14 protein-coding genes are annotated in these 14,951 nt (G+C 69.9%); 8 read left to right on the forward strand and 6 right to left on the reverse strand.

Annotation, left to right across the window (positions count from 1 at the left end):
* Nucleotides 1-20: 20 nt before the first annotated feature.
* Nucleotides 21-518, reverse strand: a complete 498-nt coding sequence (locus tag Q7X29_RS31310) for a DUF2505 domain-containing protein (protein WP_316576181.1) — start codon at nucleotides 516-518, stop codon at nucleotides 21-23.
* Nucleotides 519-542: 24 nt separating this feature from the next.
* Here Q7X29_RS31310 and Q7X29_RS31315 point away from each other — a divergent pair, with 24 nt between their 5' ends.
* The 4 genes from Q7X29_RS31315 to Q7X29_RS31330 all read left to right on the forward strand — a co-directional run bounded on the left by Q7X29_RS31315 (nucleotide 543) and on the right by Q7X29_RS31330 (nucleotide 7,363).
* A complete protein-coding gene (locus Q7X29_RS31315; protein ID WP_316576182.1) occupies nucleotides 543-983 on the forward strand; it encodes a DUF3592 domain-containing protein in 441 nt (146 codons plus the stop codon).
* A 72-nt stretch (nucleotides 984-1,055) separates the two neighbouring features.
* On the forward strand, nucleotides 1,056-2,198 hold the full coding sequence (locus Q7X29_RS31320; protein WP_218719601.1) for a glycosyltransferase family 4 protein: 1,143 nt from the start codon (nucleotides 1,056-1,058) through the stop codon (nucleotides 2,196-2,198).
* Nucleotides 2,199-2,231: 33 nt separating this feature from the next.
* A complete protein-coding gene (locus Q7X29_RS31325) occupies nucleotides 2,232-2,945 on the forward strand; it encodes a demethylmenaquinone methyltransferase (protein ID WP_218719600.1) in 714 nt (237 codons plus the stop codon).
* A gap of 197 nt (nucleotides 2,946-3,142) precedes the next feature.
* On the forward strand, nucleotides 3,143-7,363 hold the full coding sequence (locus Q7X29_RS31330; protein WP_316576183.1) for a bifunctional nitrate reductase/sulfite reductase flavoprotein subunit alpha: 4,221 nt from the start codon (nucleotides 3,143-3,145) through the stop codon (nucleotides 7,361-7,363).
* Here the strand turns inward: Q7X29_RS31330 and Q7X29_RS31335 are convergent, their stop codons facing one another.
* A complete protein-coding gene (locus tag Q7X29_RS31335; protein ID WP_316576184.1) occupies nucleotides 7,364-8,407 on the reverse strand; it encodes an aldo/keto reductase in 1,044 nt (347 codons plus the stop codon).
* 82 nt (nucleotides 8,408-8,489) lie between these two features.
* On the opposite strand from Q7X29_RS31335, the gene Q7X29_RS31340 reads away from it, so the two are divergent.
* Nucleotides 8,490-9,101 carry a TetR/AcrR family transcriptional regulator gene (locus Q7X29_RS31340; RefSeq protein ID WP_316576185.1) on the forward strand — a complete coding sequence of 204 codons (612 nt, stop codon included), beginning with the start codon at nucleotides 8,490-8,492 and terminating at the stop codon, nucleotides 9,099-9,101.
* 107 nt (nucleotides 9,102-9,208) lie between these two features.
* Here Q7X29_RS31340 and Q7X29_RS31345 read toward each other — a convergent pair whose 3' ends face one another.
* Nucleotides 9,209-9,808 carry a TIGR03086 family metal-binding protein gene (locus tag Q7X29_RS31345; RefSeq protein ID WP_316576186.1) on the reverse strand — a complete coding sequence of 200 codons (600 nt, stop codon included), beginning with the start codon at nucleotides 9,806-9,808 and terminating at the stop codon, nucleotides 9,209-9,211.
* Nucleotides 9,809-9,964: 156 nt separating this feature from the next.
* Between Q7X29_RS31345 and Q7X29_RS31350 the strand changes: the two genes are divergently transcribed.
* Nucleotides 9,965-10,204 carry a hypothetical protein gene (locus Q7X29_RS31350; RefSeq protein WP_218719595.1) on the forward strand — a complete coding sequence of 80 codons (240 nt, stop codon included), beginning with the start codon at nucleotides 9,965-9,967 and terminating at the stop codon, nucleotides 10,202-10,204.
* Nucleotides 10,205-10,217: 13 nt separating this feature from the next.
* On the opposite strand, the gene menD is transcribed toward Q7X29_RS31350, so the two are convergent.
* From menD to Q7X29_RS31365, 3 genes are all read right to left on the reverse strand, one after another.
* Nucleotides 10,218-11,849, reverse strand: a complete 1,632-nt coding sequence (gene menD / locus Q7X29_RS31355; RefSeq protein WP_218719594.1) for a 2-succinyl-5-enolpyruvyl-6-hydroxy-3-cyclohexene-1-carboxylic-acid synthase — start codon at nucleotides 11,847-11,849, stop codon at nucleotides 10,218-10,220.
* Between the two features lie 265 nt (nucleotides 11,850-12,114).
* Nucleotides 12,115-12,426 carry a hypothetical protein gene (locus Q7X29_RS31360; protein ID WP_316576187.1) on the reverse strand — a complete coding sequence of 104 codons (312 nt, stop codon included), beginning with the start codon at nucleotides 12,424-12,426 and terminating at the stop codon, nucleotides 12,115-12,117.
* Between the two features lie 376 nt (nucleotides 12,427-12,802).
* On the reverse strand, nucleotides 12,803-13,249 hold the full coding sequence (locus Q7X29_RS31365) for a DUF6918 family protein (RefSeq protein ID WP_218719592.1): 447 nt from the start codon (nucleotides 13,247-13,249) through the stop codon (nucleotides 12,803-12,805).
* A gap of 141 nt (nucleotides 13,250-13,390) precedes the next feature.
* Here Q7X29_RS31365 and Q7X29_RS31370 point away from each other — a divergent pair, with 141 nt between their 5' ends.
* Nucleotides 13,391-14,284, forward strand: a complete 894-nt coding sequence (locus Q7X29_RS31370) for a 1,4-dihydroxy-2-naphthoyl-CoA synthase (protein WP_316576188.1) — start codon at nucleotides 13,391-13,393, stop codon at nucleotides 14,282-14,284.
* 14 nt (nucleotides 14,285-14,298) lie between these two features.
* Nucleotides 14,299-14,691: a VOC family protein gene (locus Q7X29_RS31375; protein WP_218719590.1), complete on the forward strand. Its 393-nt coding sequence runs from the start codon at nucleotides 14,299-14,301 to the stop codon at nucleotides 14,689-14,691.
* Nucleotides 14,692-14,951: the final 260 nt, after the last annotated feature.

The following is a 14,951-nucleotide window of genomic DNA, read 5'->3' on the forward strand; positions in this document are numbered from 1 at the left end:
GGGCGGCACCTTCCGACGGTCTACTTCGTGGCGAAGCGGTTCTCGATGAACTTGCGTTCGCTGTTGAGAACGCGCTGGTGCAGCTGCTCGGCCAGCGGTTCGATGGCGCCGCCGACCAGCGGCACCTTCACGGTGACGGTGCCGACGACTTCGATCTCACTGCCCTCGGCGGTCGGACGCAGTTCGTAGGTGCCCGACATCTCGGTGTTGATGCCGCCGGTCTGCCCGGTGAAGCTGCCCTTGGCGACCTCGCCCTGCAGCGGCTGCCAGTTGTCGGTCCGCGACAGCACCAGATCGCTCTTGAGCACCTTGCGTACCAGGCCGGGAACCTTGTCCCGACCGGGCTTTTCCGTCATATGAAGGCGAATCGAACCCGGCCCGTCGGGATGGGAGAGTTCGAGCGTCGCGGTCTCGGCGGCGGCGAATCGCTCCTGCCAGACCGCATCGTCGACGAGTGCCCGGTGAAGATCTTCGACCGGGACTGCGTAGGGCACGGTGAAGCTGAATTTTCGGGACATGGCGGCAACGGTACTGTGTGCCGGGTGTCGGAAGTGAGCCTGTCGGAGCGGCGGTCCAAGCGCCTGCGACGGGTACGGTCCTGCGTGCTCGGCGTGGCCACCGTGATCAGCGTGCTGATGGTGCTGCTCGTACTCGCGGCCTGGCGCAACGACTTCGAGATCGAGCAGCATCGCGGAACCACCTCCGGTGAGGTGCTCTCGGCGGGCAGGCTGCGGTCGGCGGTCATGTACGTGACGCCGGACAGCGTCACCCACAATCCGAAGGTCGGCATCCTGTATCCGACCAATCTGACGGCCGGGCAGCGCATCAATGTCGAGTACAGCACCCGCGACCCCGATCTGGTCCGGGTCGCCGGTCGGGACGCGCGGGTGGCGATCATCCCGGCGGCTTCGGTGATCGTGGTGGTCTGGGCGCTGGCGCTGCCCGTGCTGTGGCTGGTGCGGCGCAAGCAGCACGAGGCGTAACTTCGTCTGCTGTTCGTCCCGGCTTCACGTCGGCGTGGGGGTGTCGCGCCGTGTGGCGGTCACTCTGAGGTGGTGCGCGTAGCCATCGTGGCAGAGTCATTCCTGCCGAACATGAACGGCGTCGTCAACTCCGTGTTGCGGGTGTTGGACCACCTGGACCAGCACGGACACGACGCGATGATCGTGGCACCCGACACTCTGCGCGGCGTCGCGCCCGCACCCCGCTTCCACGGCCGCTTCCCGGTGCACCGGGTGCCTGCGATGATGGTGCCCAAGGTCAGCTCGCTGCCGGTGGGCCTGCCGCAGCCGGGGATCACCGCCGCGATCGCCGCCTTCGACCCCGACGTGGTGCATCTGGCCTCGCCGTTCCTGCTCGGCGCCGGCGGGCTGGCCGCGGCGACCCGGCTCGATCTGCCCTCGGTCGCGGTATATCAGACCGATGTCGCCGGTTTCGCCAAGAGTTACGGTCTCGGGCTCGCTGCCCGCGCGGCCTGGGCGTGGACGCGCCGGATCCACGAAGGCGCGACCCGCACGCTGGCGCCGTCCTCGGCGGCCGCCCAGGACCTGGCCGACCACGGCATCCCCCGGGTGCATCGCTGGGGACGCGGCGTCGACATCGACCGGTTCGACCCCGCCGCGCGCAGCGCCGACCTGCGGGCGAGCTGGCTGGGCGGCGAGGACCGGCTGGTGGTCGGCTTCGTGGGCAGGCTCGCCCCGGAAAAGCACGTCGAACGGCTCGCGGCGCTGGCGGGCGATCCGTCGATCCAGCTGGTCGTGGTGGGTGACGGACCGGAACGGGCGCGGCTGAGCCGGCTGCTGCCCGACGCCGTGTTCACCGGCGAGCTCGGCGGCAGCGACCTGGCCACGCACTACGCGAGCCTGGACGTGATGGTGCATCCGGGCGAGCACGAGACGTTCTGCCAGGGCGTGCAGGAGGCGCTGTCGTCCGGTGTGCCGGTGATCGGGCCGGACGCGGGTGGCCCGCGCGACCTGATCGCGCACTGCCGCAACGGCTACCTGCTGCCGGTCGACCGGTTCGCCGAGCTGCTGCCCAGCGCGGTATCGGCCCTGCGTGACCGGGGCCAGCGCGCCCGGTTCGCGGCGGCGGCCCGCAAGTCGGTGCTGCACCGCACCTGGCCCGCGATCTGCACCGAGTTGATGACCCACTACGCCGAGGTGACCGGGATGCGCGACCGATTGCCGCGCTCGGCATAGAGCGTTCGAGCGCGCGCCGGATAAGCTCGAATCGTGGCGACAACAGAGCAGCGGGAACCGATTCGAGCATCGCTGGACAAGCAACCCCACGAGGTCGCGTCGATGTTCGACGGTGTGGCCAAGCGCTACGACCTCACCAACACGGTCATCTCCGCGGGCCAGGATCGATACTGGCGGTGGGCGACGCGGCGCGCGCTCGGGCTGCGTCCGGGCGAGCGAGTGCTCGACCTCGCCGCGGGCACCGGCGTCTCGACCGTCGAGCTGGGCAAGTCCGGTGCCTGGTGCGTGGCCACCGACTTCTCCCAGGGCATGCTCGCCGCCGGCCGGTTCCGCCAGGTGCCGATGGTCGCCGGTGACGCGATGGCCCTGCCGTTCGCCGACAACTCGTTCGACGCGGTGACCATCTCCTTCGGCCTACGCAATGTCGCCGACATCGACCTGGCGCTACGCGAGATGCTGCGGGTGACCAAGCCGGGCGGCCGGGTGGTGGTGTGTGAGTTCTCCACGCCGGTGTTCGGGCCGTTCCGCACCGTCTACATGGAGTACCTGATGAAGGCGCTGCCGCGGGTGGCGCGCGCGGTCAGTTCCAACCCCGACGCCTACGTCTACCTGGCGGAGTCGATCCGGGCCTGGCCGAACCAGCGCAGGCTGGCCCGGCGGATCGCCGACGCCGGCTGGGACTCGGTGCAGTGGCGCGACCTCACCGGCGGTGTGGTGGCGCTGCACCGCGGCTACAAGCTGGGCTGAACCGCCCCGATCCCGGGGTGAGTCCCGTCACCCCGGGGCGGCGCGCGGCACGGGGCGCCGCACCGGAATGCGCCCTGATCAGGGCAGATATTCCTCACCGGACCTCACGGCGGAAATTCTGGCGTGTGAGGTCGATTGTCACCTGGACATAACGTTCGGTAAATCGAGCGCAACGACAGGTGCGGATGATCGAAGCCATGACACGGGAAGCTGACATCCGCGCCACGGACACTGTGCGTACACAGTGCTCGTACTGCGGCGTCGGCTGCGGCATCAGCGTCCAGACCAAGACTGATCAGTCAGGTGCGCGGTTGATCGCGAAGGTCAGCGGCGACAAGCTGCATCCGGCGAACGCGGGCAGGCTGTGCACCAAGGGCGCGACGCACGCGGAGATGATGGCCGCGCCCGGCCGGATGGACACCGCCTACCACCGCCCCGAACGCGGTCAGGTCCCCGTCCCGCTGCCGGTCGACGAGGCCGTCCACCAGACCGCCACCCGGCTGCGCGCCATCCTCGACGAACACGGGCCCGACGCGATCGCCCTCTACGTCTCCGGGCAGATGTCGCTCGAGGCCCAGTACCTGGCGACCAAGCTGGCCAAGGGCTACCTGCGGACCAAGCACATCGAGGCCAACTCCCGGCTGTGCATGGCCAGCGCGGGCACCGGCTACAAGCAGTCGCTCGGCGCCGACGGTCCACCCGGCTCCTACGACGACTTCGAGCACGCCGACCTGTTCTTGGTCTCCGGGGCGAACATGGCCGACTGCCACCCGATCCTCTACCTGCGGATGGCCGACCGGCTCAAGGCGGGCGCCAAGCTGATCGTGGTCGACCCGCGCCGCACCGACACCGCCGCGCGCGCCGACCTCTTCCTACAGATCGCGCCCGGCACCGACCTGGCGTTGCTCAACGGCCTGCTGCACCTGCTGGTCGCCGACGGCGCGATCGACACCGCGTTCATCGCCGAGCACACCGAGGGCTGGGACGCGATGCCCGAGTTCCTCGCCGATTACCCGCCCGCCCGGGTCGCCGAGCTCACCGGCCTGGCCGAGGCGGACATCCGCACCGCGGCGACGATGATCGCCGAGGCCGGCGAATGGATGTCGCTGTGGACGATGGGACTCAACCAGTCCACCCACGGCACCTGGAACACCAACGCGCTGGTGAACCTGCACCTGGCGACCGGCGCCATCTGCCGCCCCGGCAGCGGCCCGTTCTCGCTCACCGGTCAGCCCAACGCCATGGGCGGCCGCGAGATGGGCTACATGGGCCCCGGCCTGCCCGGCCAGCGCAGCCTGCTCTCCCCCGCCGACCGGACCTTCGTCGAGACCGCGTGGGGCCTGCCCGCCGACACCCTGCGCACCGAGGCGGGGCCCGGCACCATCGACATGTTCCGCGGTCTGGCCGACGGCGAGATCAAGGCCGCGTGGATCATCTGCACCAACCCCGTTGCCACCGTGGCCAATCGCAAGACCGTGATCGCGGGCCTGGAAGCGGCCGAGCTGGTCGTGGTGCAGGACGCTTACACCGAGACCGCCACCAACGCCTATGCCGACCTGCTGCTGCCCGCCACGCTGTGGGCCGAAGCCGATGCGGTGATGGTGAACTCGGAGCGCAATGTCACCCTGCTGCAGCAGTCGGTCGATCCGGTCGGCGACGCGCGACCGGACTGGCTGCTGATCGCCCAGGTCGCCACGGCCATGGGCTTCCCCGGCTTCGACTTCGCCTCGAGTGCCGAGGTTTTCGCCGAAATCCAGCAGTTCACCAACCCGGCCACCGGATACGACCTGAGCGGCATGAGCTACGACCGGCTGCGCGAAGGCCCGATGCAGTGGCCCTGCAACGACAGCACCAGCCCGCGCAACCCGATCCGCTACCGCAACGACGGCGTCCACCAGCCGCTGCATGTCGAATCCGACGGCACCACACCGCGACTGGCGTTCGCCACCCCGAGCAGGCGCGCGGTGTTCTTCCCCCGGCCGCACCTGCCCGCCGCCGAACTGCCCGACGACGATTACCCGTTCCTGCTCAACACCGGCCGGTTGCAGCATCAGTGGCACACGATGACCAAGACCGGCAAGGTCGCCAAGCTGACCAAGCTCAACGGCGCTCCCTTCGTCGAGGTGCATCCCGAAGACGCGCGGCGGCTGGACCTGAAGCCCGGCGACCAGCTCGAAATCGCCTCACGCCGTGGCCGTGCCGTGCTGCCGGTACAGATCAGTGATCGGGTTCGGCCCGGCGATTGCTTCGCTCCTTTCCACTGGAACGACGAACAGGGTGAATACCTGACGATCAACGCCGTCACCAACGACGCGGTGGACCCCGCCTCGCTGCAGCCGGAGTTCAAGGCCTGCGCGGTGGCGCTGCGCCGGGTCGGACCCGCCGCCGCGCCCGAGCAGGCGCCGGCCCAGCCCGCCCAGCTGCCCGCCCAGCCGAGCGCGCACCCGCTGGCCGGGATCCTCGGCCTGGACGCGGGCACCTCGCCGACCCTCAGCGAGACCGAACGCATCTATCTCGGCGGCTACCTCGCCGCACTGCAGTCGCTGCCGGTCTCCGGGCAGCCCGTGCTGCCGGCGAGCGCGCCGCTGTCGGCCCAGTCCCGGCTCTGGGTCGACGGCTTGCTGGCCGGGATGTACTCGCGCACCTCCGGCGCCACGGTCGAAGCTGCGGTCGCCGACGCTCCGGCCGCCGCCCCGGTGACGGTCCTGTGGGCCTCCCAGACCGGCAATGCCGAGGAACTCGCGGCCACCGTCGCCGCGCGCCTGTCCACCGCCGGATTCCAGCCGTCGTTGCTCGACATGGATTCCTGCGAGCTGTCGGCGCTCACCGGCGACATCCTCATCGTCACCAGCACCTTCGGCGACGGCGGCCCGCCCGACAACGGCGCCGACTTCTGGACCCGGCTCGAGGACAGCATCGTCCGGCTCAACGACGTCCGCTATGCGGTGTTCGCCCTCGGCGACTCCTCCTACGACGACTTCTGTGGCCACGGCCGCAAACTCGACCGCCTCTTCGCCGCGCGCGGCGCCAAGCCGCTGGTGCCCCGCGTCGACAGCGAACCCGACTTCGCCGACGCCGCCGACCAGTGGCTCGACGATGTCCTCGCCGCGCTCGGCGGGTCGGCCCCGGGCGAGGCCACCCCACCCGACGCACCGGGTATCGGCGACACCGATGCCCCTGTGCCACACCAGATGTCCGGCTCCTCGCTACCGCGGCCGTCCGGTCGCGGCGGCGCGATCGTGCTCGACCGCCCCCTCGCCCCTGCACCCACTCGCGTCCAGCGCACCGCCCCGGCGCCGTTCACCCGCCAGGCTCCGGTCCGCGCGACCCTGATGCGCAACGAAACACTCAGCGCGCCGGGCTCGTCGAAAGAGGTGCGCCGCTTCGGTTTCGACCTGCACGACCTCGACGCCAGCTATGAAGTCGGCGACTCGCTGGGCGTGCTCCCGGCCAACAGCCCCGAACTCGTCGAGGAGTGGCTCACCGCGACCGGCCTGGACGGTCGCCGTGTCATCGAGCTCGACGACCGCGAACTCACCCTCACCGAGGCCCTGCGCACCCACTACGACATCACCAAGGTGAGTCAGGATCTGCTCGGCTTCATCGCCGAACGCAATCCGCACCCCCAGCTGGCCAAGCTGCTGCGGCGCGACAACCGCAACGAACTCGCCAACTACCTCTGGGACCGTCAGGCCGCCGACGTGCTGCGTGATTTCCCGGTGCGCACCGACCTGGTCGACTGGCTCGGCGCCCTGAAAAAGCTGCAGCCGCGCCAGTATTCGATCTCCTCGAGCCCGCTGACCACCCCCGACGAAGTGCAGCTGACCGTCGGCGTCGTCCGCTACGGCGAACCTGCCGGCAACTCCACCCGGCGCGGTGGCGTGTGCTCGACCTTCCTGGCCGACCGGGCGGGTGCCGAGGTGCCGATCTTCCTGCAGCGCGCCCCGCACTTCCGTCCGCCGCTGGACCCCAACGCCCCGATGATCATGGTGGGCCCCGGCACCGGCATCGCTCCTTTCCGCGGTTTCCTGCACGAACGTCGGGCCCTGGGCGCGACCGGACGCAACTGGCTGTTCTTCGGCGATCAACACGCCGCCCAGAACTTCTACTACCGGACCGAGCTGGAGGACATGTTCCGCTCGGGCTTCCTCACCCGCCTGGACCTGGCCTTCTCCCGCGACCAGCGCGAGCGGGTCTACGTGCAGCACCGGATGATCGAGCACGGCGCCGAGCTGTGGTCGTGGCTGCGCGACGGCGGCCACTTCTACGTCTGCGGCGATGCCTCCCGGATGGCCAAGGACGTCGACGACACGCTGCTCCGGATCGCCCAGATCCACGGGAAGCTGGACGAGGCCGGTGCCCTGGCCTTCAAGAAGCAGCTGGTCGCCGAGAAGCGCTACGTCCGCGACGTGTACTGATCACACCGCCCGAATCGCCGGCGGGTTCAGCCGGGTGAAGTCGGGCAGCCGGTGATACGGGTAGTACGGGTACGGCGGTGTCGTGGCGCTCGCGGCGTCGAGAGCCGCCCGGTGCTCGGGCTCCAGCTGCCAGCCGACCGCGCCGAGGTTCTGGCGCAACTGCTCCTCGTTGCGGGCGCCGATCAGAACACTGGCGACGGTGGGCCGGGTGAGCAGCCAGTTGAGAGCGATCTGCGGGACACTGTGCCCGGTCTCGGCGGCGATGCGATCGAGGACATCGACGATGTCGTAGAGGTGTTCGTCGTCCACCGGCGGGCCCGCCTGCGCGGTCTCGTGCAGCCTGCTGCCCGCCGGTAGCGGCTGGCCACGGCGGACCTTGCCAGTAAGCCTGCCCCAGCCCAGCGGACTCCAGACGATCGCGCCGACGCCCTGGTCCGCGGCGAGCGGCAAGAGCTCCCACTCGTAGTCGCGACCGACGAGCGAGTAGTACACCTGGTGCGCGACAGGCTTTTCCAGGCCGAGCGCCTCGGCGGTGGACAGCGTCTTCATCAGCTCCCAGCCGGCGAAGTTGGACACACCGACGTAGCGGATCTTGCCCGCGCGCACGAGATCGTCGAGGGCCGTGAGGGTTTCCGCGAGCGGGGTGCCCGCGTCGAAGGCGTGCAGCTGGAACAGGTCGAGGTAGTCGGTACCGAGGCGGCGCAGCGAGGCGTCGACGGCGCGGATCAGCCGGGCCCGGCCCGCCCCGGCCTCGTGGGCGCCCGGACCGGTCGGCAGGACGGATTTGGTCGACAGCAGCACCTGCTCGCGCCTGCCCTTGATCGCCGCGCCGAGCACCTCTTCCGAGGCCCCGTCGGAATACACATCGGCCGTGTCGAACAGGGTGACACCCGCCTCCAGGCTGATATCGACCAGGCGCCTGGCCTGCGCCGCGTCGGTATCGCCCCAGGCGCTGAACAGCGCGCCCCGTCCGCCGAAGGTGCCCGCGCCGAAACCGAGCGCGGGAACGTGCAGACCCGATGCGCCGAGCCGCCGATACTCCATGAGAACTCCTAAAGGGTCTATAGTTCCGTTAACACTTCGGACAGTACACCCGTTGCGCGCTAAATGAAACTGGAGTTCCGTTATGAATCACGACATCGCCTGGCCGGGGTCCGTTCGCCCAGGTGGACGCACCGCCCGGGTGCGCGAGTCGGTACTGCAGGTCGCCGGCGATCTGATCGCCGACCGGGGATTCGTGAGCCTGGATCTGGCCGAGGTCGCCGCGACGGCGGGCGTCGGTAAGACGACGGTCTACCGGCGCTGGCGCACACCGGCGGGGCTGGTCGCCGACCTGCTCGTGGACATGGCCGAGCAGTCGCTGCCGCGCGCCGACACCGGCTCCCTGCTCGACGACCTGACCGCCAATGCCCGACTGGTCGCGAAGACGCTCGCCGACCCACGCCAGGGCAATCTGTTCCGCGCCGTCATCGCCGCGGCCACCGGTGACGAGGTCACCGCCACGGCGCTGCACACCTTCTACGACACCCGGCTCACCGAATGGGCGCCCTGCGTCGAGGCGGCCGTGGCGCGCGGTGAGGCGCCTGCGGGCACGGACCCGCGGGCGGTGCTGTCGGCGGTGTCCGCGCCGCTGTACTACCGCCTGCTCGCCAGCGGCGACCCCATCGACGAGAGCGCCGCCGACCAGTCGGCGCGGGCGGCCGCCCTCGCCACGATCGGCGGCGCCTACGTCCGCTGACCGCGCTCGCGCCGAGACGAGTTCGCCCAGTGCGCGGTGACATTCGACGACATCGGACGCGTGCGGAACCTGCCGCCCTCGACCTCGTCGAGGCAGGCGATCGACGGTCAGACCTGCCGGTCGGCCGCGATCGCCGCCGGACGCCAGCCCGGATCGCGCCCGGTGAGACCGAGCAGACGATCGAAAGCGGGGGCGGCTTCGGGCACGGTGACGACCGGACCGAACAGACCGGGCGTGCCCTCCGGATCGGTGTCGCGCAGGAATTCGAGCAGGATCGCCAAGTGGTCCGGGTCGACGGTGACCGACTGCCCGGTGGCGGCCGCCAGATCCCAGGCGTGCACGGTCACCTCGTCGAGCGCGACGGTCGCCATGATCGCCGCGGGCAACACCACCCCACCGGCCTCGGCGTCGCCGTCCCAGGCCGCGGGCACCCGCCACGCCTCGGTGAGCGCGATGAGCTGGGCGGGGATCAAGGTGCGCCAATCAGCGGGCAGCGCGCTGTCCAGGCTCGGCGGCACCGAGTGGCCGAGGGATTGCTTGGTGGCGGCCTGCCGGAAGGCCTCGGTCAGCCCGACGACGTGGGCGAGCACCTGGCGCACGGCGGTGTTCTCGCACGGTGTCGGCGCGTCGAGCAGGTCGTCGGGAATCCCGGCGACGACGTCGGCGAGGGTGCGGGCGGCGAGGGCGAAGTCGAACTGCGGTTCCATGGACGCTCCTGGGCGAGGGCGGACTCGTTCACCAGTAGTGACGAGATGAGCCACGCGATCTCATCGCCGCGCGGGTTGCCGAGTTCCGCCGATAGGCGCACGCTGGATGACGCAACGATCAGCGACACCGTGCGAGGCGACAACCGAGGAGCACCGATGATCGACTACGACGCCGCCCGGCCACTCGACGAAGTTCCCGAGGCCGATCGGATCGAACAGGAGCAATCGGCCTTCGCCGCCGACGATCCCGATGACCCGGCGTTCTCCGATGCCGCCGACTACTCCGACGAGATGGCGGCCAACATCGACCGCGACGCCGACACCGCGAACCCCGCCGACGTGATCGAGCAGACCATCCCCGTCCCCTACGAGGACGAGTTCGTCGAGGAGCCCTGACCGCGGCGCTCGGCTAGCCGGCGATCTTCGTGCGCACGGTGGCGTGCAGTTCGCGCAGGCTGGAGCGCTCCGTGGCGACCTCGAGCACGCGCAGGCCGTGCGCGTCATCCGCCAGCTCGACGGCCAGCTCTTCCGGGTCGACCTGGCGGTGCGGAATGCGATAGGCCGCGCACAGGGCGGCCAGGTCCATCCCGTGCGGGGTGCCGAAGACCCGCTCGAACACGCCCGCGTACTGCGGATCGCCCTGTTCGAGCAGCTCGAAGATGCCGCCGCCGTCGTCGTTGGCGACGACGATGGTGAGGTTGTCGGGCCGTGGTTCGCCGCGCCCGATCAGCAGGCCGGACGCGTCGTGCAGGAAGGTCAGATCACCCATCAGCGCGATGGTGCGGCCCGGATGGGCCAGTGCCGCGCCGACCGCACCGGAGACGGTGCCGTCGATCCCGGCGACGCCGCGGTTGGACAGCACCCGCACGCCGGGTCGCGGATGCGAGACCAGCGCCGCGTCGCGGACCGGGTTCGACGCGCCGAGCAGCAGCTGGTCGCCCTCGCGCAGCGCGTCCATGACGACGGCGGCCACGTGCAGGCCGGTGGCCTTGGGGTGGGTGGCCAGTTCGGCGCGCACCACCGATTCGGCCTGCCGGTTCAGGTCGGCGCAGCGCGCCAGCCACTCCGGTCGCGGCGCGCCGGTGGTGACCGCGCGGGTGCCGGTGCCGACGACATTGCCGGAGACATCGGGCCAGCGCGGGCCGGTGGTGAGCGCGAAGACGGTGACATTCGGGTCGGCGAGCACCCGCGAGACCTGCCGATGCAGGGTCGGGCGGCCGGTGATGATCGCCTGCGTCGGCTTCAGCAGCGACAGCGCGAGCGGGTGCAGCGCGGGACCGTGCATCGGCGCCGTCGGCTCGGCGACGGTCGGCAGCTCGGCGAGTTCGGGCAGCAGCCGCGCGCCGTGGCCGGAGATGACGACGGTGTCGGGCGTCAGGTCGATGTCGAGTGGCACGTCGAGGGTGGCGTACTGGGTGGCGGTCCATGGCCGTTCGCCGTCGCGGCCGACGGGCAGCGGATCGTCGGACAGCTCGGGGACCAACGGCTCGCGCAGGGGGATGTCGAACTGCACCGGCCCGGCATTGCCCGACCTGGTGCCACGCGCCGCGGCGAGCACCCGGCAGACCGAGGAGCGCCACACGCTGTTCTGCCGCGGATAGGCCGACTCCCCCGCCTCGGCTTCGGCCAGTCCGAGACTGATGGTGGCCCGCACCTGGCTGCCGAACAGACCGAGCTGCTCGATCGTCTGATTGGCGCCGGTGCCGAGCATCTCGTAGGGCCGGTTCGCGCTGATCACGATCAGCGGCACCCGGGCGTAGTTGGCCTCGAGCACGGCGGGACCGAGGTTGGCGACGGCGGTGCCCGAGGTCATCACGACCGGCACCGGCCGCCCGGACGACACCGCGAGCCCGACCGCGAGGAAACCGGCGGTGCGCTCGTCGATGCGCATGTGCAGCCGCAGCTGCCCGGCGACATCGGCCGCCTGCAGCGCGAAGGCCAGTGGGGCGTTACGCGATCCGGGGCACAGCACGACCTCGCGGACGCCGCCGCGCACGAGCTCGTCGACGACCACTCGTGCCTGCGCAGTTGACGGATTCACAATCCCAGACTGTCAGACCGGACCACGCCCGTCTGCCCCCGGCCCGCGTTGTCTGCGTCACCGGCCGGGTGCACACTCCCCCGGAACCGGGACGGCAGCGGCATGTTCACCTGTTTCGGCCGGTCGATAGGGGCACCCACGGAAGCATTTCCGTCATGACCTGCGCGCTATTCGACAACTCCGCGCCGGGCACGCCGAAAAAGCGGAATTCGGCGGCGGATTCACACCCGCCGCCGAATTCCGGAAAAGCTTGCCCGGGCAAAGATCAGGAAGCCGCGGGCGCCGGGAGCAGACCGTTGATACCGGTGATCAGGTCGATGACATTGACCAGCGCGGAGGTACCGCCGTCTAGTGCCGAGCTGCCCGAGTCGAGCACGCCTGCGCCTGCGGCCGAACCGGTGGTCAGCGCGGCCGAACCCGAGGACAGATCGGCGGAGCCGCTGGCCAGATCGGCCGAGCCGCTGAAGGATCCGGTCGCCGAGCCGGAATCGGCACCCGCGACAGCGACGGGGCCGAGGAACATCACGGTGGCGGCAGCGGCGGCACCGGTGGCGGCGAGGGTCTTGCGAGAGATCATGGGACCGAACTTCCTTCTCGAACCGAATCGCGCGAAAAATACTGTTCCGCGTCGCGGTAATTCTCCTTCCGAATCACCTGAAATCGAACGTAATCGATTCAGGACGGAAGTAGTCAATCGTTCGGTGCCGCCACCGCATGGCCGGAATTATCGGCCACCGTTCATTTTCCCGCTGTTCACCGACGGCGTTACGGGACTCACAATCGCGCGGCCGGAATTTACCCGCGACCGGGAAACGCTGTGGCGCGGCCCGCGCCGTCCCCCGTTACGTGAGTGTGGTCACGCACGGACGCGAAAGGCCGGCGCGGACCGGGTTCACACCCGGGCCACACCGGCCTCACGATCGAGCTGTGCGGGGGCTACCCCGCCACGGGACTCAGCCCGCGTGCTTCTGCACCAGGTCGGCCACGCGCGGCAGAGCCTCGACGACGTGCTTCTTGGCCGAGCCACGCATGGAGGAGTACACCTTCTGCAGGGCGGGACGGCTCGACGCGTCGGCGCGGGCGTCGGTGACGGCCAGCAGCGACTCGGCGACCTCGTCGGACTTCGAGGTCAGCAGGTCGGCGAAGGTGCCCGCACCCGAGGTGGTGAATTCGGCCCAGTACGGCTGGAGCTGGTCGAGCAGCTTCGGCGCCAGCGATGCCAGCGCATCGGGAACGATGGTCGGGCTGATCTTCTTGACCGCCGCGTAGCCACCCTTCACGGCCAGGCCGGACGCACCACCTTTGTCCGAGACCTCGGCGTCGAGAACCTCGACGGCGTCGGCAAGGAAAGCCGGACGCTTGGTGTCGTCGAGCAGGGATTCAGACAGCGCTGCAACCACTTTCAGGTTCCTCCGGATCGGTTCGTTGAACGAGCAGCCGCAACTATACGCACCGGGTCCAGGAAACATGCGGCGACCGCTCGAGCTGCGGTGTTACGACCTCGTACCGGTCCGCCGGACGGTAGGGCAATAATCAGGGTCGTGACTTTCGATCCGAAGCTGTGGCGGCCCGTCCCCGGGTTCGAGGACCTGACCGACATCACCTACCACCGACATATCGAGCAGGGCACGGTGCGGGTGGCGTTCGACCGGCCGGAGGTGCGCAACGCGTTCCGCCCGCACACCGTCGACGAGCTCTACCGCGCGCTCGATCACGCGCGGATGTCACCGGATGTCGGCGCGGTGCTGCTCACGGGTAACGGGCCGAGCCCGAAGGACGGCGGCTGGGCCTTCTGCTCCGGCGGCGACCAGCGCATCCGTGGCCGCAACGGTTACCAGTACGCCGACGGCGAGACCGCCGACACCGTCGACACCGCGCGCGCGGGCAGGCTGCACATCCTCGAGGTCCAGCGGCTGATCCGCTTCATGCCCAAGGTCGTCATCGCGCTGGTGAACGGCTGGGCGGCCGGTGGGGGGCACAGCCTGCACGTCGTCTGCGATCTGACGCTGGCCTCGCGCGAGCACGCGCGGTTCAAGCAGACCGACGCCGATGTCGGCTCGTTCGACGGTGGCTACGGCAGCGCGTACCTGGCGAAGATGGTCGGGCAGAAGTTCGCCCGTGAGATCTTCTTCCTCGGCAGGCCGTACACGGCCGAGGAGATGCACCAGATGGGCGCGGTGAACAAGGTCGTCGACCACGACGAGCTGGAGAATGTCGCGCTCGAGTGGACCGCCGACATCAACGGCAAATCGCCGCAGGCCCAACGCATGCTGAAGTACGCGTTCAACCTGCTCGACGACGGCCTGGTCGGCCAGCAGCTCTTCGCGGGCGAGGCGACCAGAATGGCGTACATGACCGACGAAGCGGTCGAGGGCCGCGACGCGTTCCTGGAGAAGCGCAAGCCCGACTGGGCGCCCTACCCCTGGTACTTCTGAGAACGGACGGCCCCATGGACATTCTCAACAGCCGGATCATCGTGCGGCCCAGCGACTATGCGACCACGCTGGCGTTCTACCGCGACGGCCTCGGCCTGGCGATCGCCCGGGAGTACCCGGGCGGCACCGTGTTCTACGCCGGGCAGGGGTTGATCGAGGTCGCCGCGCACGGCGGCAGCGGCGATCCGGGCCGCTTCGACGGCGCGCTCTGGCTGCAGGTGCGCGATGTGGCCGACGCGGCGGCGGAGTTGGCGCTGAAGGGAATTGCGATCGAGCGCGCGCCCGTGCTCGAACCATGGGGCCTGTGGGAGATGTGGGTGCGTGACCCGGACGGCCTCGCGATCGTTCTGGTACAGGTTCCTGCCGAACATCCGATCCGGCGGGATCCGCGCTGGTCGGCGGAGTGAAGGAGGGGTCGTCGCGGCGGATCCGAGTTGCCGATCCGGGTCCGGCCGCGCACGATAGCTGCGAGCAAGCGCCCGACCGCCGTCGTCCGGACCGCCGTGCGAATCGTTGTCCATCTACTGAATCGCAGTCGCTATGCCTGCCTTTTGGCTCACCAATTCCCGGCAAACCGACCCGTTGGCCGGGTCTCGGCCGCCGCATGACACGATCGAAGCCGTGAGGGAGCGCAGCAAGCTGTATCCGGAGGTGGTGGGCATGAGGG

Source organism: Nocardia canadensis, assembly GCF_032656385.1.
Lineage (GTDB): Bacteria > Actinomycetota > Actinomycetes > Mycobacteriales > Mycobacteriaceae > Nocardia > Nocardia canadensis.

Coding starts and splice junctions, on each gene's coding strand:
- Q7X29_RS31340 (WP_316576185.1), top strand. CDS start 8,490: ATGAATCACGACATCGCCTGGCCGGGGTCCGTTCGCCCAGGTGGACGC.
- Q7X29_RS31345 (WP_316576186.1), bottom strand. CDS start 9,808: ATGGAACCGCAGTTCGACTTCGCCCTCGCCGCCCGCACCCTCGCCGAC.
- Q7X29_RS31310 (WP_316576181.1), bottom strand. CDS start 518: ATGTCCCGAAAATTCAGCTTCACCGTGCCCTACGCAGTCCCGGTCGAA.
- Q7X29_RS31360 (WP_316576187.1), bottom strand. CDS start 12,426: ATGATCTCTCGCAAGACCCTCGCCGCCACCGGTGCCGCCGCTGCCGCC.
- Q7X29_RS31335 (WP_316576184.1), bottom strand. CDS start 8,407: ATGGAGTATCGGCGGCTCGGCGCATCGGGTCTGCACGTTCCCGCGCTC.
- Q7X29_RS31330 (WP_316576183.1), top strand. CDS start 3,143: ATGACACGGGAAGCTGACATCCGCGCCACGGACACTGTGCGTACACAG.
- Q7X29_RS31375 (WP_218719590.1), top strand. CDS start 14,299: ATGGACATTCTCAACAGCCGGATCATCGTGCGGCCCAGCGACTATGCG.
- Q7X29_RS31350 (WP_218719595.1), top strand. CDS start 9,965: ATGATCGACTACGACGCCGCCCGGCCACTCGACGAAGTTCCCGAGGCC.